At 53.7% G+C, this 23,083-nt stretch carries 15 protein-coding genes; 9 read left to right on the plus strand and 6 right to left on the minus strand.

The window, feature by feature from the left end; genetic code table 11:
• The first annotated feature begins 57 nt into the window (after positions 1–57).
• The 4 genes from Pan241w_RS02470 (at position 58) to Pan241w_RS02485 (ending at position 7,504) form a co-directional block, all read left to right on the plus strand.
• Positions 58–3,111 carry a DUF1553 domain-containing protein gene (locus tag Pan241w_RS02470; RefSeq protein ID WP_198000284.1) on the plus strand — a complete coding sequence of 1,018 codons (3,054 nt, stop codon included), beginning with the start codon at positions 58–60 and terminating at the stop codon, positions 3,109–3,111.
• Between the two features lie 7 nt (positions 3,112–3,118).
• The gene (locus tag Pan241w_RS02475) at positions 3,119–4,597 is read left to right on the plus strand and encodes a DUF1501 domain-containing protein (RefSeq protein WP_198000534.1); all 1,479 of its coding nucleotides are present in this window, start codon (positions 3,119–3,121) and stop codon (positions 4,595–4,597) included.
• A gap of 172 nt (positions 4,598–4,769) precedes the next feature.
• The gene (locus Pan241w_RS02480; protein WP_145210475.1) at positions 4,770–6,116 is read left to right on the plus strand and encodes an NAD(P)/FAD-dependent oxidoreductase; all 1,347 of its coding nucleotides are present in this window, start codon (positions 4,770–4,772) and stop codon (positions 6,114–6,116) included.
• A gap of 89 nt (positions 6,117–6,205) precedes the next feature.
• Positions 6,206–7,504: a hypothetical protein gene (locus Pan241w_RS02485; protein WP_145210478.1), complete on the plus strand. Its 1,299-nt coding sequence runs from the start codon at positions 6,206–6,208 to the stop codon at positions 7,502–7,504.
• On the opposite strand, the gene Pan241w_RS02490 is transcribed toward Pan241w_RS02485, so the two are convergent.
• From Pan241w_RS02490 to proC, 6 genes are all read right to left on the minus strand, one after another.
• On the minus strand, positions 7,501–8,829 hold the full coding sequence (locus Pan241w_RS02490) for a metal ABC transporter permease (RefSeq protein ID WP_145210481.1): 1,329 nt from the start codon (positions 8,827–8,829) through the stop codon (positions 7,501–7,503). The two genes, Pan241w_RS02485 and Pan241w_RS02490, sit on opposite strands and share 4 nt — an antisense overlap.
• Positions 8,829–10,340, minus strand: coding sequence for a metal ABC transporter permease (locus Pan241w_RS02495; RefSeq protein WP_145210484.1), 1,512 nt, complete (start codon positions 10,338–10,340; stop codon positions 8,829–8,831). Before Pan241w_RS02495 ends, Pan241w_RS02490 begins: the two co-directional genes overlap by 1 nt.
• Entirely contained in the window at positions 10,337–11,152 is an 816-nt protein-coding gene (locus tag Pan241w_RS02500; RefSeq protein WP_198000285.1) for a metal ABC transporter ATP-binding protein, read from the minus strand. Before Pan241w_RS02500 ends, Pan241w_RS02495 begins: the two co-directional genes overlap by 4 nt.
• Before the next feature lie 105 nt (positions 11,153–11,257).
• Complete coding sequence (locus tag Pan241w_RS02505; RefSeq protein WP_145210488.1) at positions 11,258–12,253, minus strand: metal ABC transporter solute-binding protein, Zn/Mn family; 996 nt, start codon at positions 12,251–12,253, stop codon at positions 11,258–11,260.
• Between the two features lie 112 nt (positions 12,254–12,365).
• On the minus strand, positions 12,366–15,137 hold the full coding sequence (locus Pan241w_RS02510; RefSeq protein WP_145210491.1) for a prolyl oligopeptidase family serine peptidase: 2,772 nt from the start codon (positions 15,135–15,137) through the stop codon (positions 12,366–12,368).
• Positions 15,138–15,290: 153 nt separating this feature from the next.
• Entirely contained in the window at positions 15,291–16,115 is an 825-nt protein-coding gene (proC, locus tag Pan241w_RS02515) for a pyrroline-5-carboxylate reductase (RefSeq protein ID WP_198000286.1), read from the minus strand.
• A gap of 289 nt (positions 16,116–16,404) precedes the next feature.
• On the opposite strand from proC, the gene Pan241w_RS02520 reads away from it, so the two are divergent.
• The 5 genes from Pan241w_RS02520 to Pan241w_RS02540 all read left to right on the plus strand — a co-directional run bounded on the left by Pan241w_RS02520 (position 16,405) and on the right by Pan241w_RS02540 (position 22,959).
• Positions 16,405–17,226, plus strand: coding sequence for a menaquinone biosynthetic enzyme MqnA/MqnD family protein (locus Pan241w_RS02520; protein WP_232107334.1), 822 nt, complete (start codon positions 16,405–16,407; stop codon positions 17,224–17,226).
• Positions 17,195–18,325 carry a cyclic dehypoxanthinyl futalosine synthase gene (gene mqnC, locus Pan241w_RS02525; RefSeq protein ID WP_145210501.1) on the plus strand — a complete coding sequence of 377 codons (1,131 nt, stop codon included), beginning with the start codon at positions 17,195–17,197 and terminating at the stop codon, positions 18,323–18,325. The genes Pan241w_RS02520 and mqnC overlap by 32 nt, the downstream gene beginning before the upstream one ends.
• Positions 18,326–18,481: 156 nt before the next feature.
• On the plus strand, positions 18,482–19,243 hold the full coding sequence (locus Pan241w_RS02530; protein WP_145210503.1) for an ATP-binding cassette domain-containing protein: 762 nt from the start codon (positions 18,482–18,484) through the stop codon (positions 19,241–19,243).
• A gap of 5 nt (positions 19,244–19,248) precedes the next feature.
• Complete coding sequence (locus tag Pan241w_RS02535; RefSeq protein WP_145210505.1) at positions 19,249–21,660, plus strand: ABC transporter permease subunit/CPBP intramembrane protease; 2,412 nt, start codon at positions 19,249–19,251, stop codon at positions 21,658–21,660.
• 72 nt (positions 21,661–21,732) lie between these two features.
• Positions 21,733–22,959 (plus strand): amidohydrolase family protein, encoded by a 1,227-nt coding sequence (locus Pan241w_RS02540; RefSeq protein ID WP_198000287.1) that lies wholly within the window; start codon positions 21,733–21,735, stop codon positions 22,957–22,959.
• Positions 22,960–23,083 lie beyond the last annotated feature (124 nt).

Raw genomic sequence — 23,083 nt, forward strand, 5'->3', positions numbered from 1 at the left:
AATCAGCGATAGAGCAGTCCTCCTTTCGAATCGAACGGCAGCAGAAAGAAACGTGCCATGCGCGCAGGCGAAAAACTTGGAATGGTTTTGACGGCGATTCTCTGGTTGGGTTGCCCTGTGATCTCTCCAGCAGAAGAGTCCTTTCAAAATAAAGCGACGCAGCAAGCCGACTTTGACCGCGTGATCGCCCCGTTAATTGCCGCCCGTTGTTTGGATTGTCATGCGGGTCTGGATCCCAAAGCTGGTTTCGATTTTTCCCGTCGGGCGTCAGCCTTTCAGGGAGGAGAAAGTGGCCCCGCGCTGCAAGCGGGCAAGCCGGACGAAAGTTTGATCTGGCAGTATATCGAGTCCGATGAGATGCCTCCCGAACATCCTCTCTCTGCAGATGAGAAGCGATTGTTCAAACAATGGATCCAGGCCGGTGCGCCTTGGGGCACCGATCCCATTGATCCCTTCAGCAAGACAACGAAAAAGCGGGGCGGCTATGACTGGTGGTCACTGCAGCCGTTACGCCAGACGACTGTTCCAGAGGTTTCCGACAAACAGTGGGTTCGCAATCCGATTGACGCGTTCGTCCTGGCGCGATTGCGGGAGCAGCATCTTGAACCCCAGTCCCGCGCCGATCGCAGAACTTTAATTCGTCGTCTTTATTATTCGGTGATTGGCTTGCCCCCCGAACCGGAAGAAGTGGAAGCGTTCGTGAATGATCCTGCACCGGATGCTTATGAAAAACGGGTAGATCAATTGCTGGCATCGCCGCACTACGGCGAACACTGGGCGCGGCACTGGCTGGACGTGGTTCGCTTTGGAGAGAGTAACGGTTTCGAGCGGGATCAACCACGTACGAATGCCTGGCATTATCGGAACTGGGTGATTCAGGCGTTCAATCGGGATCTGCCTTACGATCAGTTTGTCCGATTGCAACTGGCCGGTGATATGCTGAAGCCCGACGATCCCAGTGCGGTGATCGCGACCGGGTTCCTCGTTGCCGGCCCGCACGATGTGGTGATTCCCCAGAGTCAGGCGATGCGGGAAACGATGCGTCAGGATGAACTGGAAGACAAAATTGGGGTGGTCAGCCAGACGTTTCTTGGATTAACGGTGAATTGTGCCCGTTGTCACGATCACAAGTTTGATCCGATCAGCCAGCAGGAATATTATCAGATTGCCGCTGCACTGGCGGGCGTCGAACATGGCGAACGTGATCTTCCCAATCCCCAGTACATGCAGGCACAGCAACAGTTGGCCGAACATAGCAAGAAGCTGCAGAAAGTTCAGGCGACTCTATTCGAGTTAGACGCACAGGCGCGCCAGCGTGTGATGGCCAGTCGCACAACGCAAGATAAAAGTGATCTACCAGTCTCTGTCTCGTCACCGGTTGCTGCCTGGGATTTTCAGAATAGCACTCTGGATCAGGTGGGGGGCTTAAAAGGGACGTTACACGGTTCTGCAAAACAGACCAAAGAGGGACTAGTGGTGGACGGCAATCAATCGTTTTTGAATACCGAGCCGCTGAAGGTGAATCTGAAAGAGAAGACGCTCGAAGCCTGGGTAAAACTTGCGGACCTCGATCAACGTGGCGGTGGCGTGATGAGTGTGCAGACGGTGGACGGAGTTCTGTTCGATGCGATTGTGTTTGGCGAGCAGCAGCCGGGGCACTGGCTGGCGGGAAGTAATAATTTCAGCAGGACCAAATCGTTTCAGGGCATCGCAGAACAAGAGGCGGCAGAAAAAGAAGTACAGATTGCGATTGTCTATTACGCCGACGGTAAAATCGCCGCCTATCGCAATGGTGCACCGTATGGGATCGCTTACCAGTCGCGACAGTTACAACCGTTCTCAGCCGGGAAATCCGAAATTTTGTTTGGATTACGACATGGATCACCTGCTGGGAATCGACTCTTAAAAGGTGTCATCAGCAGAGCCCGCCTGTATGACCGGGTACTGACGGCTGAAGAAATACAAGCGTCTGCAAAATGGGGAGGCACTTATTTTTCAGAAGCAGAGCTGACGGCGGTATTGACGAAACCCGAACAGATCCAGCGCCAAACCCTGCTCAAAGAACGGAAGGAACTCCAGGCAGAAATCACGCGTCTGCAGGCGATTCAACCGACGAAAGTCTATGCGGCGCTTTCCCGAAATCCGGGCGTGTCGCATGTGTTGCGACGCGGGAATGTGAATGCCCCGGCGGACGTGGTCAATCCGGGTGGGCTCAATGCAATCAAAGGCGTGAAGGGCGATCTGGGACTGGCGTCCGACAGCCCGGATCGCGACCGACGTATGAAATTTGCACGCTGGGTGACCGATTCGCAAAATCCGTTGTTTGCCCGCGTAATTGTGAATCGGGTCTGGCACTATCATTTCGGGCAGGGGCTCGTGAATACGCCCAATGATTTCGGCTTTAACGGCGGACGTTGTACACATCCGGAACTGCTCGACTGGTTGGCGGCACAACTGATTCGCGAAAATTGGAGCCTGAAATCATTGCATCGTCTGATTCTGATGTCGGCGACCTTTCAACAATCTTCAGAACCACAGCCCGAGGCATTGAAAGTCGATGCCGACAATCGATGGTTGTGGCGGAAAAGCCCGCAGCGAATCGAAGCCGAGTCGATCCGTGATTCAATCCTGAAAGTAGCCGGCGAACTCAATCCCAAAGTCGGCGGCCAGGGATACCAGGATGTGAAATCCTATTTCTTCAAAGGGACCCAGTTTTACGAGCCGTTGGATCCGGTCGGCAAAGAATTCAATCGTCGTTCGATCTATCGGTTTTCTGCCCGAGGCGGGCGGCATCCTTTGCTGGAAACGTTTGATTGCCCTGATCCTTCTACGACGACGCCCGATCGGGCCTCCACTACGACGCCGCTCCAGGCACTGTCGTTAATGAATGCCTCATTCGTGTTGCGGATGTCAGATCAGTTAGCCGAGCGCGTTGAGCAACGGGCGGGTTCAAAACAGGAGCAGCAGATTGATGAACTGTTTCTACTGGCGTTTCAACGGCGTCCCCGACCGCAAGAGGCGAAGCTGGCACGCGACTTTCTGGAGCAGCACGGTTTGTCTGCGTTGTGCCGCGTGATTCTGAATAGCAATGAATTTTTATATGTGAATTGAAGCCATGATGACGAATCCCTTTGATCAAAATTCGAAAGCCGGTTCTACCTGTGATGCAGACAGTATGTCGCGTCGCGAATTTTTTTCCTGGGCGAAAACCGGCCTGGCGGGAACGGCGCTGATGGATTTGCTGCTGAAGCAGAAACCACTTTGTGCAGAGGCTCCGGGGAAAACTCTACCAACGGGAACTCATTTCCCCCCGCGCGTCAAACGGGTGATTCATGTCTGCCTGATCGGGGGATTGAGTCACCTGGATTCGTTTGACTATAAGCCGGCGCTTAAAAAACTGCATGGCAAGGTTATGCCGACCGAGAAGAAGCCGGAAACGTTTTTCGGTCAGGTTGGATTATTGCGCAAGAATGATTTTGAGTTCAAACAGCGGGGCAAAAGTGGGCTCTGGATTTCAGACCTGTTTCCTCACATCGCGTCACAGGCAGATGAGCTGACGTTGATTCGTTCCATGAAAGCCGACTCTGCCAATCATACGCCGGCGACGTTTCAGGAGAATACGGGTTTTCGATTGAACGGCTTTCCGGTACTGGGAGCCTGGCTCTCGTATGGCTTAGGGTGTGAAACCGATGAGCTGCCGTCGTTTGTGGTATTGCCCGATGTCCGCGGCTATCCGGCGGCGGGAACGATTAACTGGTCGAACGGATTTCTGCCGGCATTGCATCAGGGGGTTCCCTTCCAGACCGAAGGACCGGCGATACGTGATCTGTTTCCCGGTCGCAAGATTTCGAATGCCACCGAAGTCGCCAGTCGCCAGTTATTAAATCAATTCAATCAGAGTCATCTTGAACGGACCGGAGCCAACAGCGATCTGGTCGCCCGGATTCGCAGCCACGAACTGGCAGCGAAAATGCAGTTGGCCGTTCCCCAAGTGACGGATCTGTCGGGAGAGACGGCTGCCACGAAAGCCCTGTACGGCTTCGATTCTGAAGAGACGGCTCCCTTTGCCCGCAATTGTCTGTTGGCACGGCGGTTATTGGAACAGGGGGTGCGGTTTGTGCAGTTGTTTTCTGGTGGCTCGTTTGGATCGCCGCGGATTAACTGGGATGGTCATGAAGACGTCAAACGAAATCACCTTCGCGAAGCGACCCGCATCGATCAGCCCGTTGCCGGTTTGTTGAAAGATCTGAGACAGCGGGGCATGCTGGATGACACTCTGGTTCTGTTTTCAACGGAATTCGGACGAACCCCGTTTACTCAATCTGCCTCGAACACCGTGGGGACGGGGCGTGATCATAATATGAACGGTTTTTCCGTCTGGATGGCAGGGGGCGGTCTCAAGCACGGGATTGATTTTGGTGCGACCGATGAATTCGGCTGGAAATCAGTCGAACAGACGGTTGCCTGGCACGATTATCATGCAACGGTGCTGCATTTACTGGGCATTGATCACACACGTTTGACGTATTATCACAATGGCATCGAACGCCGTCTGACGAATGTGCACGGCGAAGTGATTCATGATCTTCTCGCTTAAAATTCATCAGTACTTGTTGATTCACAACCTGAGTACTGGATTTTTTCAAGAACGCAATTTGTGCGCATAGACGAATCGTCTAGAATAGCTATAGTGTGTGCATGAACGAAATCGAGGAGGGCGCTGACTTCTGTTTGATTGGTATGAACGTCCTTTCTATAAAACTAGTGTGATGAATACGTTACAGAACCCAGGAAGCAAAACAGAGCCCAAACGGGTGCTGATTATCGGTGGTGGTTTTGCCGGCTTGAACGCGGCATTGGAACTGGGCGGCGTTCGAGGAGTCGAAGTTACCCTCGTTGATCGTCACAACTACCATCTGTTTCAACCGCTCTTATATCAGGTGGCGATGGCCGGACTGAGTCCCGCAGATATTGCCACACCGATTCGCAGCCTGCTCTCAACTTATCGAAATACCAGCGTCCTGTTAGGGGAAGCGGAATCGATTGATCTCCCGGGGCAAAAAGTCAAATTCGATTTTGGCGAATTGCCTTTTGATTATCTGGTGCTGGCCTGTGGTGCGACGCACAGTTACTTCGGTCACAATGAGTGGGAAGAATACGCGCCCGGTTTGAAAAACATTTCTCAGGCGACGGAAATTCGTAAACGAGTTTTATCTGCATTTGAACATGCGGAACGAATTACCGATCCTGAAGAGCAAAAGAAATATCTGACCTATGTGATTGTTGGTGGCGGTCCGACCGGCGTAGAACTGGCAGGCGCGATTGGCGAGATGAGCCGGTTTACTTTGTCCAAGGATTTTCGCCGGATCAATCCCAGCCATACCCGCGTGATTCTCGTCGAAGCCGGTCCACGGATTTTGCCGATGTTTTCCGAACAACAGTCCAACCGGGCAGCCCGCGATTTAGAGAATCTGGGTGTCCAGATCTGGACTTCTTCGATGGTGACGAACATCAACGATGAAGGAGTCGAATTGGGAGATGAGCGAATTCGCGCCGCGACTGTGCTCTGGGCTGCGGGTGTTGAAGCATCTCCCTTGGGGAAATCGGGAGGTATGGATGTTGACAATCGGGGCCGCGTTGTTGTGGAACCGGATTTGAGTCTGCAGGGGCATGAAAATGTGTTCGTCGCCGGCGATCAGGCCAGCTTTACACATCAGACGGGGACTCCCTTACCGGGGACGGCACCGGTTGCGTTGCAGCAGGGAAAGTTTATCGGCAAAACAATTCGCGAGGAACTGAAAGGCAAGCCGCGCAGTAAGTTTCATTTTCGCGACAAAGGGCAGATGGCCACCATTGGTCGCAGTCGCGGGATTGTGGAAATCGGGCGGTTCAAATTATCCGGGTTCATTGCCTGGGTGGTCTGGCTGGTCGTGCACATCTTTTATCTGACCGGGTTTAAAAACCGGGTGCTGGTTGTCATGCAGTGGGGCTGGTCCTATCTCAGTTTCCGGCGTGGAGCGCGTTTGATTGTGGGCCGGGAATGGGATCCGCAAACAGATTCCAAGCCTGAACCCGAGCCTGAAGAAGAGGAAGTTCCCGTTTCCTCCGAGCATTAACGGCGAAAAAATGAGTGAAAGTCTCGTTTTCGCATGCCATTCCTCGTATGCTGAATGACAGATTTTGTCTTTGATCAGTTGAGGAAACCATGAAACTGCAGATTGCCGCTTTTCGATTTGATGTCACACCTCCCCTCGGCCATTCCTTGTGCGGCGGCTGGATTCCGTCTGCTGCGAAAATTGAAGATCCACTGGAAGCGATCGGGTTTGTGATCCTGTGGGAAGGAGCGCCGATGGTGGTCTGCTCGGTCGACTGGACGGGGCTTTGTAACGACGCCCATTATCAGTGGCGCAAAGCCTTAGCCGATGCGGCGGGGACCACTGCGGACCGGGTGGCGGTCCAGTGTGTGCATCAGCATGATGCGCCGTTTGCCTGTCTGGAGACCGATCAGATCGTACGAGCTCAGGGCGATTTGCCGCCCAACCTCGATCCGGAATTTTTCAAAGTCTGTCTGCAGCGGGCCGGTGCTGCCGTGCGGGAGAGTCTGAAAAGACCTCGTCGATTAACACACATTGCGGCGGCCCAATCTCAAGTGGAGCAGGTAGCATCGAACCGTCGGATTCTGAACGAGGCAGGCAAGATCTTAAAGAATCGGAGTGTCGCCGCCAGCAGTGATGATATTCGCGACTTACCGGCGGGGGTGATTGATCCCTGGTTGAAGACAGTGGCTTTTTATGACGGCCGGGAGAAGGTGGCGGCCTGTTATTATTACGCCGTCCATCCCATCAGCTATTGTTGCACCGAAGGGAATGTGACCAGTGAATTCGTCGGTCATGCACGGCGGCTCAAAGCGGAGCATGATACGCCGGGTTGCACGCACGTCTATTTCACGGGCTGTGCGGGCAATATTAACGCTGGAAAATACAACAACAGTTCCCACAGGGAAAATCGGCAGGTACTGACACAGCGGATCTTTGCAGCGATGGAACAGGCGTCGGAACAATTGCGACCGGAGCCCGTTAAAAAAATCCGTTGGGCGACGGCTGATTTTCTGCCTCCCGTGAATCAGGTATTTTCGGCGGACGAACTTGAGAAGCAGATCAACGATCATGCGCGACGGGTGGTGCATCGCAATCGGCCGGCGTTCACACTAGCTTGGCTCCACCGCCATGCACAGAAAAAGCCGATTACATTAAGCGCGTTGCACCTCAATCAAATTTCCTTACTCCATCTGCCCGCCGAGCCCTTTGTGGAATATCAGCTACGTACCCAGATGCTGCAGCCAGACCGCTTTGTCGCGACCGCCGGTTACGGTGATGGGGGCCCCTGGTATTTGCCGACGGCCGAAGCGTATTACCAGGGGGGCTATGAAGTCAGCGTGGCATTCAGCGGCCCCCAGGCAGACGGCGCGCTAATGCAGGGTATTCAAGCACTATTTGTGAGTTAATCCGAATTCTCTTCGGGGGGAATCGGGCGGCCGTGCGGGTCCTGGTCGGTTTCGAGGGTATCGGCATTGAGCTTTTCGCGTAAATCGCGGTCAGTAAAGTGTTCCAGTCGTTCGGCCTGTTTGTGAATGGTTTCGGCTGTCATGCCCGCATGTTCGACCAGATAGTGTTCCCACAATCGATGCGAGCGGACGAGTTGACGGGCCATGTCGCGACCGGTTTCCGTTAATTCATAAGCTCCGTTGGTGTCCTTGATCTGTCCCTGTTTTGTGAGATAGCGAAGTGTGAGCTGCGTTGGAACAGGACGCGAGAACAGAATGTCGCGCAGATAATTGACATCCGGTTTTTGCTGTGGATCGCGTTCTTCGATGCGGTACATGAGTGCGATGATATCTTCGGCGAGGATTTTCCAGGCGAGAATCTGGCGACGGACAAAGATGACAATGATCCCGTGCCGGGGACCAAACAGGGCCGCGAAAACGAACAGCAGGCCCGAGGCGACGGCCATCATGCCGGCGGTCGACGTACTTTGATATCCAAACCAATGGGGGACGGTGATGGCGCTGATATGGCCGGTGATCGCGGCGAAAATCGCCAGGATCACACTGAGCACGAGCATGCGGCCCAGTCGATCAGTCAGCATATAGGCGGCTGCCGGCGGTACGACAAACATGGCGACCACCAGAATATTTCCGACCGTTTCAAAACTGGCGACCGCGGTGACGGCGACCAGAGTCATCAAAGTGTAATGGATCATCGTGGCGTTAAAGCCGGTGGTGGTGGCGAGTGCCGGGTCGAACGAACTGAGTTTCAGTTCTTTCAGGAAAAAGATCACGAACAGCAGATTGATTAACAAAACTACCGAGAGCACGACAACCACGCGCGGGATTTCCCAGCCCGCAATCAGGATCGTGTCGAGCGGCGTAAGTTCAATTGCTCCATAGAGAACGCAGCCCGGGTCCAGGTCGACGTGGTCGGCAGCCTGCACGATCATCACCAGTCCCAAAGCGAACAGTGATGTGAAGACCACACCCATCGAGGCGCCTTCATCGACTTTACCGAAGCCGCGAATCCATTCGGTAAACAGGGCGGTCAGAATTCCGGCAATCACGGCGCCCACAAACATGGGCAAACTGCTGCGGCTGTCGCTGATCATAAAGGCGGCCGCCAGACCGGGGAGAATCGCGTGTGTGATCGCATCGCCCAGCATGCTCATTTTTCTTAAGACCAGAAAATTGCCCAGCAGTGCCGTCGAGGCGGCGCACAAAATTCCCGCAACAATAATCCAGCCATCCAGAAACCAGTTCCAGTTTTCCAGTCCCCCCATCAGGTTGCCCTCCGTGTACCAGACTGGTGTCCGTTGGCTTTTTCCTGCTGGATCTCGATCGCATGCGGGCTCTGCAGGACTCCTGCGGTCGACTGACGAACGAGTAGCGTTTCCAGTTCGGCAATGACTTCGGGTTCTAAAACGTGTTCGATGGCGTCGGCATCCTGATCGACTTTGCTGGCCGCGACGTCAGCGTATGTGATGAGATAGAGTTCCCACAAACGGTGTTCGTGAACAATGCGTGCCGCTTCCAGAAGACCGGCCTTGGTCAATCGGATTTGATCTGCCTGCAGGGAGACGACTAACTGGTCCCGCTGTGCCCGATTCACGATTTTTTTCAGTTTGGCCGGTGACCAGCTTCGCATTTTCAGTAAAGTGGACATGGGGACGAACGTGGATTCTGCGGTCTGTTTTTCGTTGAGCAGTCCCCGTGCTTCCAGATACTCATACAAGCCGCGCAGCAGGTGTTGTCGATTCACTTTCGAATTTAACTGATGCCGTCGCAGTTTGCGGATCAGGATGCCGCGGGGAATGCCGAAGACCATGCTGAAGAGAAACATGGCGGTCGCGACGAGCACAATCATCGCTCCTGAGGGAAGATTCGGGAAGATGGCACTCATGGCTGAGCCGATCATGCCGCTGAGGGCTCCCAGTATCAGAGCCACGAGTGACATATACGCCATTTTTTCTGTCCAGAAGCGGGCTGCTGCGGGGGGGATGACGAGCAGGGAAATCATCAGGATCAATCCAACAGCCTGCAGGCCGATGATCGTGACGACGACGACCAGACCCATTAAGAGCATGTCCAGCAGTACTACCGGGAAGCCGCGCGCATTGGCAAAGCCTTCATCAAAACAGAGCAGCGTCAATTCCTTATATAATAGGATGGAGATCAGCATGCAGGTCAGACCTGCGGAGCCGATGAGCCAGGCATCGCTGGCGACCATGGAAGCGGTCTTTCCATAAATAAATGATTCGAGGCCGGCGGCGTGGCCGGTCTGCATCTGTTGGACGATGCCCAAGAGAGCGATCCCCGCTCCAAAGAAAACACTGAGCACAATGCCGAGGGCGGCGTCTTCTTTTAAGCGAGTCAGGTTGCGAATCAAGAGAATGCCGCCGATTCCAAGCAAGCCGCTGACGGCAGCTCCCGCCAGCAGGATGGGCAGCGATTTCCCGTTCAGGCCCAAAGAGGTGGCGATGATGAAGGCGATGGCGATGCCGGGCAGGGTAGCATGGCTGAGGGCGTCTCCCATCAGGGCCCGCTTGCGTAATAATGCAAAGCTGCCGATCATACCGGCGGACATACCGAGCAGTGTGGTGCCGAGGATGACGATGCGGGTGTTGTAATCCTGCAGCAGGAACACACGTTTCCAGTCGTTCCATTCCGGGATCGCGATACTGCGGTCGGTGATGGATTTTTGAGTCTGAATCTCGTTCGAGTCGGTAGCCGCGAGAATGAAAGAGTGTGGCCAGAGACTGACGACGAGCAACACCAGCGCGAACGCCCTCATAGCGACTGCTCCCTGCGTCGCATGGTTTCGGTGGCTTCTTCGAGTAGTGTCAGACGACCGCCATAGGTTTTTTGAAGGTTCTCTGGTGTGAAGACGTCCGCCGTCAGTCCATGATCGATGACCCGCATATTGAGCAGAATCACATAGTCGAAGTATTCAGGCACGGTCTGCAAATCGTGGTGGATGACGAGCGCGGTTTTTCCGGCCTGTTTCATTTCATGTAAAATTTGCACGATGGCTTTTTCCGTGGCGGCATCGACGGCGGCAAACGGTTCGTCCATCAGATACAGGTCGGCGTTTTGAACCAGGGCGCGGGCCAGGAAGGTGCGCTGCTGTTGGCCGCCGGAAAGCTGGCTGATTTGCCGATGGGCATAGTCGGCGATTCCCACGCGTTCGAGTGCTTCCATGGCGCGGGTGCGGTGTTTTTTACGCACAGGCAGACACCAGCCGATTTCTTTGTAGAGCCCCATCGTCACCACATCGAGGGCATCCACGGGGAAGTCCCAGTCGACACTTTCGCGTTGGGGGACATAGCCGACCCGGTGCCGGTTTTTCTGGTAAGGTTTGCCAAAGATCTGGACGCGCCCCGAAGCCTTGGGAATCAGTCCCATGATGGCTTTGATCAGGGTACTTTTGCCGGCGCCGTTCGGCCCGACAATGCCGACGAGTTTTCCCGGGGGGATATCGAAGCTCACATCCCAGATGACGGGTTTACGATGGTAGGCCACCGTTAAGTCATATACCGAGAGGGGAGTTTCTGTGGGGGACAATTCGGACGGTGTATCCGCGGCGACGCTTTCTCTTGTATTCATAAGTCCGGTTTTACTTCATCAAATGATTGAGCGAAATAAGTTTCTCTCAAGTATAGCAGCTTCGATTGAATTGCGCAGTTTGCGAATGTGTGTTGTCTGTTTTGATCAGCGCGTCAGCTTGCCTTGCATCCCTTTTTCCGGCGCTGTTCCTCCCAGGGCACGTGCGACAGTGGTGAAGTTGTGATCCAGCATGCCGGTGTAGGTGCCCTCATATGTGCCTGCTTCGCCCATCGCATCGGAAAACAGTTCGCCGCCGATGATGATGTCATGGCCTTGCGCTTTAGCACCGTCAATCAGAGCAGTGATGTTCTTTTTGGAGACACTGCTTTCGACGAAGACCGCTTTGATGTTTTTCTTAACCAGCATATCGACGAGTTGATTAATGCGTTTCAGACCCGCTTCGGATTCGGTGGAGATGCCCTGAACGCCCTGAACATCCAGGCCGTAGGCACGACCAAAATAATTGAAGGCATCGTGGGATGTGATCAGGGTGCGGCTCGCTTCCGGAATGGACTGCATGGTTTTCAAACCGTACTGGTGCAGCTGCTCTAACTCTTTTTTATATTCTGCGGCATTCTTCTGATAAACGTCAGCATGTTTGGGATCGACCTGACTTAAAGCATCTTTCACGGCATCCACACATTGAGACCAGGCGGCCACATCCATCCAGACGTGAGGGTCATAGTGTCCGTTGAAGTCTTCGGGTTCGAGTAGCGTTTTTTCGTCGATCAGTTCCGTCACTGCAAACACCGGTTTGTTGCGCGAGACTTTGATCAGCGTATCGGCCATTTTGCCTTCCAGCATCAGTCCGGAGTAAAAGACAAGGTCGGCATTCATAATGGTCTGCACATCGTCACGGCTGGCTTTGTGCATGTGGGGGTCCACACCCGATCCCATGATTTGGGTTACGTTTACATATTCGCGCCCGACATTCTTGACGAGGTCTGCCACCATGCCGACAGTTGCCGCGACCGGAATCGGGTATTTGAGCTCAATTTCCGGCTGTTTCTGGTCCGTGGTACTGTCAGGCGAGGTGCCCTCCTTGGACTGGCAGCCGACAAGCAAACTCAATAGCAGGGTGAAAGCAAGCAGCCTTCTCATTATTCATCTCCCATCAGGGGCAGTAGACAAGTGTTTAAATGTAGCCATGGCTACATTTTGTTTTATTTTAACAGAGTCTGACCTGGTGTCAACTCCAGGAGGGCTTGTGAGATCAGGGTTTCAGGTGGCGATCGAAGAAACCGATCACGGTAGGTCTGAGGTCCTGCTGTTTTGGCTGCAGGTGGAAGCTGTGAGGAGCGCCCTCGATGATCAGTAATTCAGTGGGGATATTCCCCTCTTTCAGAGCGACTGCCAGGAGTTCGGATTGTTCTACGGGAACCAGCGCGTCTTTGGTGCCATGCAGAATGAGGAACGGGGGATCATCTTTGGTGATGTAGTTCACCGCGGACGCCTGACGACTGAGTTCTTTTTCTGCCTCTGTGAAGGATGAGAGCATATCGCGTGATTTCGCGAGTGTGGTCAGATCATGCGCACCATACATGGGGACGACGGCCTGAATGCGCGAGGAGAAGTCGGCGTACTGCGCGTTGGGTTCGAGCTTTGGATCATCGCCGGTGACGGCCAGCATGGCGACCAGGTGGCCACCGGCGGAACCGCCGATGGCGCCGATGTGTTTGGCGTCGACCTGATATTGGTCGGCATGTTTTCGCAAATAGCGGACGGCGGTTTTGCAGTCCTGCAGATGGCCGGGCCAGACCTGCTTCAGATTGTCAGTGAACTTCGATTGTTTCTTAGCCAGCCGATAGTTGATGCTGGCACAGACGTAACCTGCTTTGGCGAGATTGGTGCCGATGTTGATTTCGCGGCGGGCTCCTTTGTCGCCACCATGCCAACCGCCGCCATGAATGATGACGACGGCAGGGTAAGGGCCTTTCTGAAATTTCGGATCGGGCAAGTACAGATCCAGTTTTTCCGTGCGCCCCTCACCCAGATAGCTGACGTCTTTTTTGACGGTGACGTGAGAGAGTTCGCGCTTCACACGCTCGCTGGGTTCGATGAACGTCACTTTTTCCGATCCTGCCAGTGCGACGAGATCTTTGATGTCGAATTCCTTGAGCAGTCCGAAGCAGAACAGTTCGGGGGCCTGGTTGACCGCTTTGTCTTCTTCGAGGATCTCTTTGAGTGAGCCGTAGGAGTTCTGGAGACTGACGCCGTTGATCGCCTCGGGCTTGATTGCTGCTGCAACGAGGGTGATGAGACTGCTACGGGGACCTGCTGACTGAATTTGAACAGTCGATTGTCCCTGGTCTTGCTTTAGCCATTCTGCGATGCCGGTGAGCTGATCGGCCTGGATGCCCAGCGGTCGTTCTCCGACGGCAGCAACCAGCAGGCCGTAGAGAAAATCGCGCTGGCTGATTTTTGATTCGCCAAAATAAAACGGATCGACGGCGAGTACATTTTCTCCCTGCGAGAGCAGCTGTTCGACGGTTGCCGCCAGACTCTGGCGGCCGGCGTCAGCGATGACGATCGTCGTCGATTTCGCAGGCTTGCGTGAAAACTGGACGGCGGGAACGGTCCAGTCTTTGTTGACGTTCAATTTCCAGAATGTGATGGTGGTATTGTCTTCTTTTTTCTGGCCGACTTCAGCTCCGGTGACTTTTGCTGGTGAGGAATGCACGATTTTCTTGAGCGACTCCCGTTGTTTTTTGGGAGAGGATTTCTTAGCAGGGCGTGGCAGATTCTGACTGAGTTTCAACGCCAGACTGTGGAAGTCGGCGTTATTCGCAGGGAGTTCAACTTTGAGTTCGTCGAACGACTTGAGTTCCGCGTCGCACTCGATTTCTTTCACCGGCAGCGGTTTGCCCGGATCGGAAAAATGGGCCGAGAGCATGCGGTACAGGGCTTCGCGATTGTCTTTAAGGAAGTTATGCGTGCCGGGGTCGTCGTTCACATGTTTCTGCAGGTTGTCTTCTTTATCGTAGAGTTGATAAATCGGGAACGCCGCTTTGAGCAGTGGTGGCTGGGCATATCCCGATTCGAAGCAGCAGTTGTCTTTGGAGTTATTAGTGAGCAGAGTCGGACGGGGAGCCCGCATCGCGGTCAGGTGTGTGTAGTCGGCATAGAGGGCGAGGTCATTGGGTGTCTGTTCGGAATCGCCGAGGTCTTTGGTGTGATACACGCGTGTCAGGAAGCTCGAATAGCCGGCGACCGGGTTAGAAAGCGTGACGCGTTCATCGAGCGAACTGATGAAGATGGTCTGCCAGCCACCGCCTGACAGTCCGGCGACCGCCACCCGATTCGGATCGGCGTTGGGGTGCGACAGTAATACGTTGAGTCCGCGTTTCATGGAAAGGTAGTGAGGCGCGAGTCCACTGGTACCGCACAAGTCGAGCTGATTCATTTTGTAATGCGTAAAGCCAGGAGTGCCGAGCTGACCCATGCCCAGCCATTCGACGTTGAGTGCGAGCATGCCCCGCTTTGCCTGATTGATGCAGCGGACCTGTTTGTAGTCAGCCGCTTTGCCGTCTTTGCGATCATGGCCGTTGACGTTCATGACCACGGGCACTTTGCCGGAGAGCTCGTTCGGAATATAGAGCAGAGCGGGCACCCAGAGACCGGGGAGAGCTTCTAATCGGAGTTTCTGGATTTTGTATTCGGGGCCGCCGGCAATGGTTTCGAGCCAGACAACATTCGGTTTGGAATCCCGCCATTTGGCGGCTTCGCCACGGTAGACGACTTTGTTCAAGACATCCTTGCGAATACGGGCGATCGTTTTTTCCCATTCGGCCACACTGCTGACTTCGGGCATGCCGGGAACCTTGGGAGCGATGAATGCCTGCACCTCTTTCCAAGGTTGATCTTTTTCTAGGATCGGTTTTGCGAGCAAAGTCTTCAGATCGGGTTCGGCTGCCGTCGCTGTTGTGAGGGAGAGGGCAAGCAGGCAGCAGAATACACAAAAACGACTCAATCGTTGGTTGATCATAGATGGAACTCCCGTTGTTTTCAGGTGGGATCTGGAATGCAGGTTCTTTTCATTCTGAGAAAAAGCAGCAGGGAAAACAAGTTCGTTAATATAATTAACGAACGGGCTGCTAAAAAGAACCCGGGGGCCGTCGCGAACAACAGGACCTTGAGATCAGGATTGTTTGCCAAGTTCGATCGAGCGATTGGTGGCAGCGGAAACGGCGTTGATCAGGCTGTTTCTCAGTCCGCCGGCTTCTAAGGCATGGATGCCGGCGATGGTGGTGCCTCCGGGGCTGGTGACGGCGTCTTTGAGTGCGCCGGGATGTTCACCGGTTTCGAGTACCATTTCGGCTGCACCTTTGACAGTCTGGGCAGCCAGTTGTGTGGCGATATGTCGGGGAAGTCCCATGCGAACGCCGCCATCGCTGAGAGCTTCGATAATCTGATAGATGTAAGCGGGGCCGCTGCCTGATAGGCCGGTGACGGCGTCTAGTTGGGATTCGGGAACTTCCACGGCAGTTCCGACGGTCGACAGGAGCGACTCGACGAGACTGGCGTCGGTTTCCGATGCCTGACCGCCGCGTGCGAAAGCGGAGGCACCCTGTTTGACCAGACAGGGAGTGTTGGGCATCACGCGGATTAATCGTTTTGTCTTACCCAGTTTTTCGACAAACAGTGACAATGGGCAGCCGGCTGCGATCGATACCAGCAGTTGCTGGTCGGTAAGCGTTCCCTTGATTTCCTCCAGTACTTCGGAGACGTGTTGTGGTTTCACCGAGAGAACGATAATTTCGGATTGCTCGACCACGGCCAGATTTGATTCAACCGCCTGAGCGCCTGTTTCCCGGGTGAAGGTTTCTCGGGCTGCATCGTAGGTATCACTGGCGGAGACATGGTCTGGTTTCGTAAATCCAGATGAGATCAGACCGGCGCCGAGTGCGGTCGCCATCCGGCCAGCGCCGATGAAGCCAACTTTCACGTTTTTATGATCTGACATGCTGATTCTGCTTTCTGATGCCTGTAGATGGTTTTTCAGCCTGAATTATACCCCCGAATTTCAACCGTCCTTGAATTTTCGGGTAGATAGTCCCTGATAGTGGGGGCATAAACTGCTAGAATATCATATTGTAGGTCGCATTAATTAACGAATTGTAACACCAACGGTCAGAATGTGCATCAGAGTGCGTTCTGGCGCTGTTTTCACCATATTATAAGCTGATTGCGAGATGAAGACTGCTGGCTATAATAAGTCGGATACTGCAACTGGAAATGAAAGCCAAACGATAATGTCTGACTTGATTCCGCCTCCCATCCGTGTGGGGGCGGTCTCCTATCTCAACTCGAAGCCTTTGATTGAAGATCTGGAAGATCTGGCTGACAATGCTGAACTGATGTTAGATTATCCCAGCCTGTTGGCCGATGATCTGGCAGCGGGGCGGATTGATGTCGGGTTGGTTCCCTCAATTGAGGTCATCCGGAATCCCGATTATGAAGTGATTTCGAATGCCTGTGTGGCCACGCAGGGGCCGGTGTTGAGTGTGAAGATGTATAGCCGCGTTCCCCTGGGGGAGATCAAACGGTTGGCGCTCGATATGGGATCGCGGACGAGTGCGACGCTGGTGCGGATCATGCTGGCTGAGCAATATGGCGTGTTCCCGGAAGTGGAGCCCCTGCCGATTGAGCAGACCATCGAAGCGACGGAAGCGGATGCGATTTTATTGATCGGCGATCGTGCGATTCATACTCCGGAAACCAAATTTGTTGCGACCTGGGATCTGGGCGAAGAATGGTTGCGCTGGACGGGGCTGCCGTTTGTCTTTGCGATGTGGGCCGTGCGGCGGGATCAGGAGACGGGAAATCTGGATACGGCATTGTGCCGCGCCCGCGACAAAGGTGTTGCGATGTTGGATGAAATCGCGCGACGGGAAGCACCGAAGCTGGGCATTGACGTGGCGGTGGCCGAGAGTTACCTGAAGAATAATCTGAGTTTTTATCTGGGACCTGCTGAATGTTGCGGGTTACGTCTGTTTCAAGAATTAGCCATTAAAACGGGACTGGCTCCCGAGGGGGTTCCTCTTGTCTTCCGAAATTGCATCTCTGCTGGATAAAGCGGTCGCCGGCGAGCGTCTGAATCGAGAAGAGGGACTCAAATTAATGGAGTCTCACGATCTGGTGGCTTTAGGCAAAGCCGCCAACGAAGTCACGAAACGTCTGCATCCGGAGCCTTATCGGACCTATAACATCGACCGGAATATTAACTATTCCAATTCGTGTACTGCGGTCTGTGATTTTTGTGCCTTCTATCGAAACCCCAAAGACCCGGATGTCTATGTGCTCAAGCCCGAGCAGTTGTATCAGAAGATTGAAGAGACAATCGAACTGGGCGGCGATCAGATTCTGCTGCAGGGAGGCCTGCATCCGACGTTGAAGCTGGAGTGGTACGAAGACTTGCTCCGCGATCTGCGGGAACGCTATCCGACGGTGAATGTGCATGGCTTCAGCCCGCCGGAACTACATCACTTCACCAAAGTCAACAAGCTGTCGTTAAGGGAAGTGCTGGAACGACTCAAAGCAGCCGGTCTGGGAAGTCTGCCGGGAGGCGGGGGTGAGATTCTCGTGGATCGCGTGCGGAAAGAGATTACGCGCGGCAAAGCGCTGACAGAGGAGTGGCTGGAGGTGAATCGAGTCTGGCACGAGCTGGGCGGGATTTCGAGTGCCACGATGATGTTTGGTCACATTGAAACACTGGCCGAACGGGTTGAGCATCTGGATCGTTTGCGCGATCTTCAGGATGAGACGGGCGGCTTTTCTGCGTTCATTTGCTGGACACTGCAACCGGACCATACGGATATGGATTATGTGCCTCCTGCGGGGGCGTTTGAGTATTTGAAAACACAGGCGGTCAGCCGGCTGTATCTGGACAACTTCAAAAATATCCAGTCTTCCTGGGTGACGCAGGGTGAAAAAACGGGCCAGATGGCGCTGTTTTTCGGTGCGAATGACATGGGCAGCCTGATGATCGAAGAGAACGTCGTATCACAGGCGGGAACCACGCATCATCTGACGGTTGAGACCATTCGGCGTTGTATTACCGAATCGGGATATATTCCGCGGCAACGGAATGTCTTTTATGAATATATTGATGATCCTGATTCTAATGGTCCTGCCAAGGGATCAGGTCGCGTTCCTCTGCCGGTACTCAACTGAGAGAAAATCGGCCAGAGTCACGTCTGAAAAGAGCCGATTCGCCGTGATAGGCTATGCTTGCTAGTAATAATAACATATAAGTAAGCCTCTCAATTCAGTGTGACAGTGTGAAACTGATCCTCTGACTACCGCGGGCATTAGGGATGATGGACGGATATGATTCACGTCGAGCAACTTAGCAAGAGTTTCGATGATTTGCGTCGTGGCAGTATTGTTGCGCTCGATTCCGTGAGTTTTGATGTTGAAGCCGGCGAGATATTTGGGTTACTGGGACCCAATGGTGCCGGAAAAACGACGTGCCTTCGCATGTTGAGCACTGTCTTACAGCCGACCGGTGGCGTGGCGACGGTCGCCGGATACGATGTGATGACCCAGCCACAGGATGTGCGAACCCATATCGGCTTCATGTCCTGTAATACCGGCATCTATGATCGAATGACCGCCTGGGAAATGGTGGAGTATTTCGGTCGTCTGTATGACATTGAAGAAACCGAACTGCAGGAGCGGCTGGATCGTATCTTTACGACGCTGCAGATGAATGACATTCGAGACATGCTCGGTTCAAAGATGTCGACCGGGATGAAACAGAAAGTTTCGATTGCCCGAACTATCATTCATGATCCGCCGGTTCTGATATTTGATGAACCGACGTCCGGGCTGGATGTTCTGGTCGCGCGTGCGGTTTTAAAAACCATTGAAGCGCTGCGTGAGGAAGGGAAGTGCATTATCTTTTCCACTCACATTATGCGGGAAGTCGAAAAGTTATGCGACCGCGTGGCAGTCATCTATAAAGGAAAAATTCTGGCGATCGGCAGTATCCCGGAACTGGAAGAACAATATCACGAGTCCGATATGGAAGAATTGTTTTTCAGTTTAATCCAAGAGCATGAAGACCAGCTGGCGATGAAGGCCCAATAAATCAGATGATACAGTGGAAGAATATCAAACTTATTTTACTGCGTGAACTGCGTGATCAGATGCGCGATCGGCGTACGCTGTTCATGGTGGCGATTCTTCCGCTGCTGCTGTACCCGGCCATGGGTATCGGCATGGTGCAGATGACGGTGCTGTTTTCCGAACAGCCACGCAATGTGGTCGTGCTGGGCGCCAAGGATTTGCCGAAGCATCCACAGTTACTGGAAGGAGACCGATTTGTTTCCAACTGGTTCACGATGCCGGCCGACGCAGAGAAGTTGCGCGTCATTACAGATAGCGATGCGGAAGGTGACTCGGCGGAGGATGAGAACCGAGAGAAACTGCTGAAGCAGGCGCGGGCACTGGAAGTGGTTCTGAAGAAACATCAGGAACTGCTGAGTCAGTGGGATGAGATTGAAGATCAGGAAGATCTGCAGCAGGAAAACCAGTTAGCGCGGGAAATCACAGAGACGAATGCGCGGCTGAGTAAGCTGTTTGCAGAGAGCCAGATTCAGGTGCTGATCCTGATTCCCAAGGGACTGTCTAAAGAAATTGAGCAGGTCAGTGCGAAACTGGCGCGGCATGAACCGATTGACTTTGACCCGGCAGATTCGTTGCGGCCTCTGATTCTGGAAAACAGTGCCGACGAAAAATCGATGATTGCCTATCGCCGCGTGGAAGAAGTGATGCGGGCCTGGGAGAAAGCAATTCTGCGCGATCGATTGAGCCGGGCGAATCTTCCGGAATCGTTGCCGACGCCCATCAATCCGGATGCCATCGATTTAGCCCAGGATGACCAACTGGCGGCCAATCTCTGGAGTAAGCTCTTTCCGGCGCTGTTGATTATTATGGCAGCCACTGGCGCTTTTTATCCGGCGATCGACCTGGGAGCCGGCGAAAAAGAGCGGGGCACGATGGAGACCTTACTGATCTCACCCGCGAAACGAACTGAAATTGTGTTAGGCAAATTTTTGACGGTCATGATTTTCAGCGTTTCGACGGCGCTGTTGAATCTGGCCAGCATGGGCTTTACCGGGCGGCATATGGTCAATGTGGCGGGAGCGGGGGCGCTTTCCAAGATTGGCGATCTCTCCTTCCCGTCCTTTTCCGCGTTGTTCTGGATTGTGTTGCTGTTGATTCCGCTGTCGGCATTATTTAGTGCCCTCTGTCTGGCGCTGGCGACTTTTGCCCGTAGTAGTAAAGAGGGACAGTATTACCTTACGCCGTTATTGATGGTGACACTGGGGTTAACCGTGTTCTGTCTTTCTCCGGCTGTGGAGATCAATGCGTTTTACAGTTTGATGCCCGTGGTGGGTGTGGCGCTGTTATTGAAGGGGATGCTGCTTTCATCCGTGAATGCGGGAATTCTTTATGTGTATGCGATTCCAGTTCTGGTGACGAGCGTGGGCTACAGTTTGTTGGCGCTGTGGTGGGCCATCGATCAATTTCAGCGTGAAGATGTGCTGTTCCGTGAAGCGGAACGGTTTGAAGTGGGGTTGTGGCTCAAACATCTGATGCGGACCAAGGATGCGCTACCCAGCTTTGCGGAAGCCGGTTTCTGTTTTGTGCTCATCATGTTATTACAGTTTGGCGTGATGAATACGATGGGCGATGCGATTCGGATGGCGACTGATGCCGAGCGTCCGTTACGGATGATGCAGTTATTGATGATTCAACAACTGGCGATCATTGCGACCCCTGCATTAATGATGGGGATCATGCTGACGACCAGTATGCGAAAAACATTCCGGCTCTATTTTCCGAGTCTCGGGTTTTTGGCCGTCGGTTTCATTCTGCCGTTCGCGTTACATCCACTGTCACTTGAACTGGCGGTGAGTCTGGACTGGTTTTTCCCGTCTCTGCCTGAAGGAACCGTGGCGGTTCTGAAAAGTATGTCCGATCCGAACCAGCCGATCTGGTTGATCTTACTGGCATTTGCATTCGCGCCAGCGGTTTGCGAAGAATTAGCGTTTCGCGGTTTTATCTTGAGTGGGTTTGGTCGTCGGGGCCGGGCGTGGCTGGCGATTATTCTGTCGAGTGTGACCTTTGGTGCAATGCATATGATTCCTCAGCAGGTGTTTAACGCCACATTGCTGGGGCTGGCGCTGGGAATGATTGCCGTTTATAGTCGCAGCCTGTTGCCGGGAGTGATCTTTCACTTTATCTATAACTCCCTGTCCGTGTTGCGCGAACGCATTCCTGAGAGTTGGGTACCCGAGAATGGCTTACAGCATTTTGTCACGATGGGACCGGAAGGTTTGCGGTATTCGTGGCCTTTATTGCTGATTTGTGCCATCGTGGGAGTCGCCTTGTTACGTTGGACGGTGTTGCAGTCGAAAACACAAAGCGACCAGGATTCACTACCTTCTGAATCCCTGAGTTCTTCCTCATTCGACCGCCGCCTGACAGATACCAAATAACCGTCGGTCTGGTATAATGCCGCGGTTGTTTATTCTCTTGCACCCTACTTCCGTTTTGATCAAAGCAGAATTTTGGAACGTCAGATCTTAAAAGCAGGCTGGGTTTTTCCCGTCGATGGACCACCGCTGGAAGGCGCTGTCGTTGAAGTCGAAGGTTCCCGGATCTCTGCCGTGTATGCCGGCGATCACCCTCGGGCGATTGACCTGGGCAATACCGCTTTGATTCCCGGTCTGGTAAATGCGCATACGCACCTCGAATTCAGTCATCTTACACAACCGCTGGGGCCAACAACTCCGTTCACCGACTGGATTCGGTCGATCATGAAGTCGCGGTTTGAGTCGACTGTGCCTGTGGAACAGAGCATTCAACAGGGAATGACAGAAAGTTTAGCGGCGGGCACAACCTGTCTGGGAGAGATTGCAACGAGTGTCGAAAGTGTCCATCAACTGGAGCAGACTGCGCCGGCGCCACGTGCGGTGGTATTTCGAGAGTGCCTTGGGTTCTCGGCTGAGCGAATTGCCGGTCAGGAACAAATGGCGGCTGAATATTTAGAACAGCAGACATCCGGGGACGCGTATGACCGTTTGCGACTCGGGCTGAGTCCGCATGCGCCTTACAGTGTGCATCCCGATTTATATCTGAATCTGATTCAGCAGGCCCGCGACCAGGGAGCGCCGGCGGCCGTCCATCTGGCTGAGACACAGGCGGAATTGGATCTGCTGGAACATCAAGAAGGGCCGTTTGTTGATTTATTGACCGAGCTGGGGCTTTGGGATCCAGGCATCCTGAAACAGGGAATGCGGCTGTATGATTATCTGGTACCGCTGGCTGAGCTCACATCGGCTCTGGCCGTGCATGGAAATTATTTCGGAGCCGAGGAACTGGAGTTTTTGAAGCAGGCTCCGCAGATTACGGTCGTCTATTGTCCGCGGACACACCATTATTTCGGGCATCCCCCTCATCCGTGGCTGACTCTGATCGGGCAGGGCATCAATGTGGCGCTGGGGACGGACAGCCGGGCGTCCAATCCGGACTTGAGTCTCTGGACTGAGTTACTCTTTCTACGTTCGTCATTTCCGGGTGTTTCTACCGATCTGATTCTGGAATGCGGCACCTTAGCGGGAGCACGTGCCTTGGAACTGTCAGAAGAGATCGGTTCGGTGACGGTGGGAAAACGGGCTGATTTGGCTCTGATTCAGTTGCCAGACCATGCTGAGGGGCTTTCCGGCAGTGATCTTTTGTTAAATTCCCAGTCACATGTTTCTCGTGTGATGCTGAATGGGTGCTGGATCAATTGATTTCGCAAGAAATACCGTTACCCTATAGTCTCCAGTTGGCGCAAATTGGTGGTGTCTCACCGGGCTCTGCTGACCGGTATTTCAATTGTCGTTCTAGAAATCGATCCTGGAAGGGTGTTCTGAG

This window comes from Gimesia alba (genome assembly GCF_007744675.1).
GTDB classification, from domain to species: domain Bacteria; phylum Planctomycetota; class Planctomycetia; order Planctomycetales; family Planctomycetaceae; genus Gimesia; species Gimesia alba.

Coding starts and splice junctions, on each gene's coding strand:
- Pan241w_RS02470 (WP_198000284.1), top strand. CDS start 58: ATGCGCGCAGGCGAAAAACTTGGAATGGTTTTGACGGCGATTCTCTGG.
- Pan241w_RS02475 (WP_198000534.1), top strand. CDS start 3,119: ATGACGAATCCCTTTGATCAAAATTCGAAAGCCGGTTCTACCTGTGAT.
- Pan241w_RS02480 (WP_145210475.1), top strand. CDS start 4,770: ATGAATACGTTACAGAACCCAGGAAGCAAAACAGAGCCCAAACGGGTG.
- Pan241w_RS02485 (WP_145210478.1), top strand. CDS start 6,206: ATGAAACTGCAGATTGCCGCTTTTCGATTTGATGTCACACCTCCCCTC.
- Pan241w_RS02490 (WP_145210481.1), bottom strand. CDS start 8,829: ATGGGGGGACTGGAAAACTGGAACTGGTTTCTGGATGGCTGGATTATT.
- Pan241w_RS02495 (WP_145210484.1), bottom strand. CDS start 10,340: ATGAGGGCGTTCGCGCTGGTGTTGCTCGTCGTCAGTCTCTGGCCACAC.
- Pan241w_RS02500 (WP_198000285.1), bottom strand. CDS start 11,152: ATGAATACAAGAGAAAGCGTCGCCGCGGATACACCGTCCGAATTGTCC.
- Pan241w_RS02505 (WP_145210488.1), bottom strand. CDS start 12,253: ATGAGAAGGCTGCTTGCTTTCACCCTGCTATTGAGTTTGCTTGTCGGC.
- Pan241w_RS02510 (WP_145210491.1), bottom strand. CDS start 15,137: ATGATCAACCAACGATTGAGTCGTTTTTGTGTATTCTGCTGCCTGCTT.
- proC (WP_198000286.1), bottom strand. CDS start 16,115: ATGTCAGATCATAAAAACGTGAAAGTTGGCTTCATCGGCGCTGGCCGG.
- Pan241w_RS02520 (WP_232107334.1), top strand. CDS start 16,405: ATGTCTGACTTGATTCCGCCTCCCATCCGTGTGGGGGCGGTCTCCTAT.
- Pan241w_RS02530 (WP_145210503.1), top strand. CDS start 18,482: ATGATTCACGTCGAGCAACTTAGCAAGAGTTTCGATGATTTGCGTCGT.
- Pan241w_RS02535 (WP_145210505.1), top strand. CDS start 19,249: ATGATACAGTGGAAGAATATCAAACTTATTTTACTGCGTGAACTGCGT.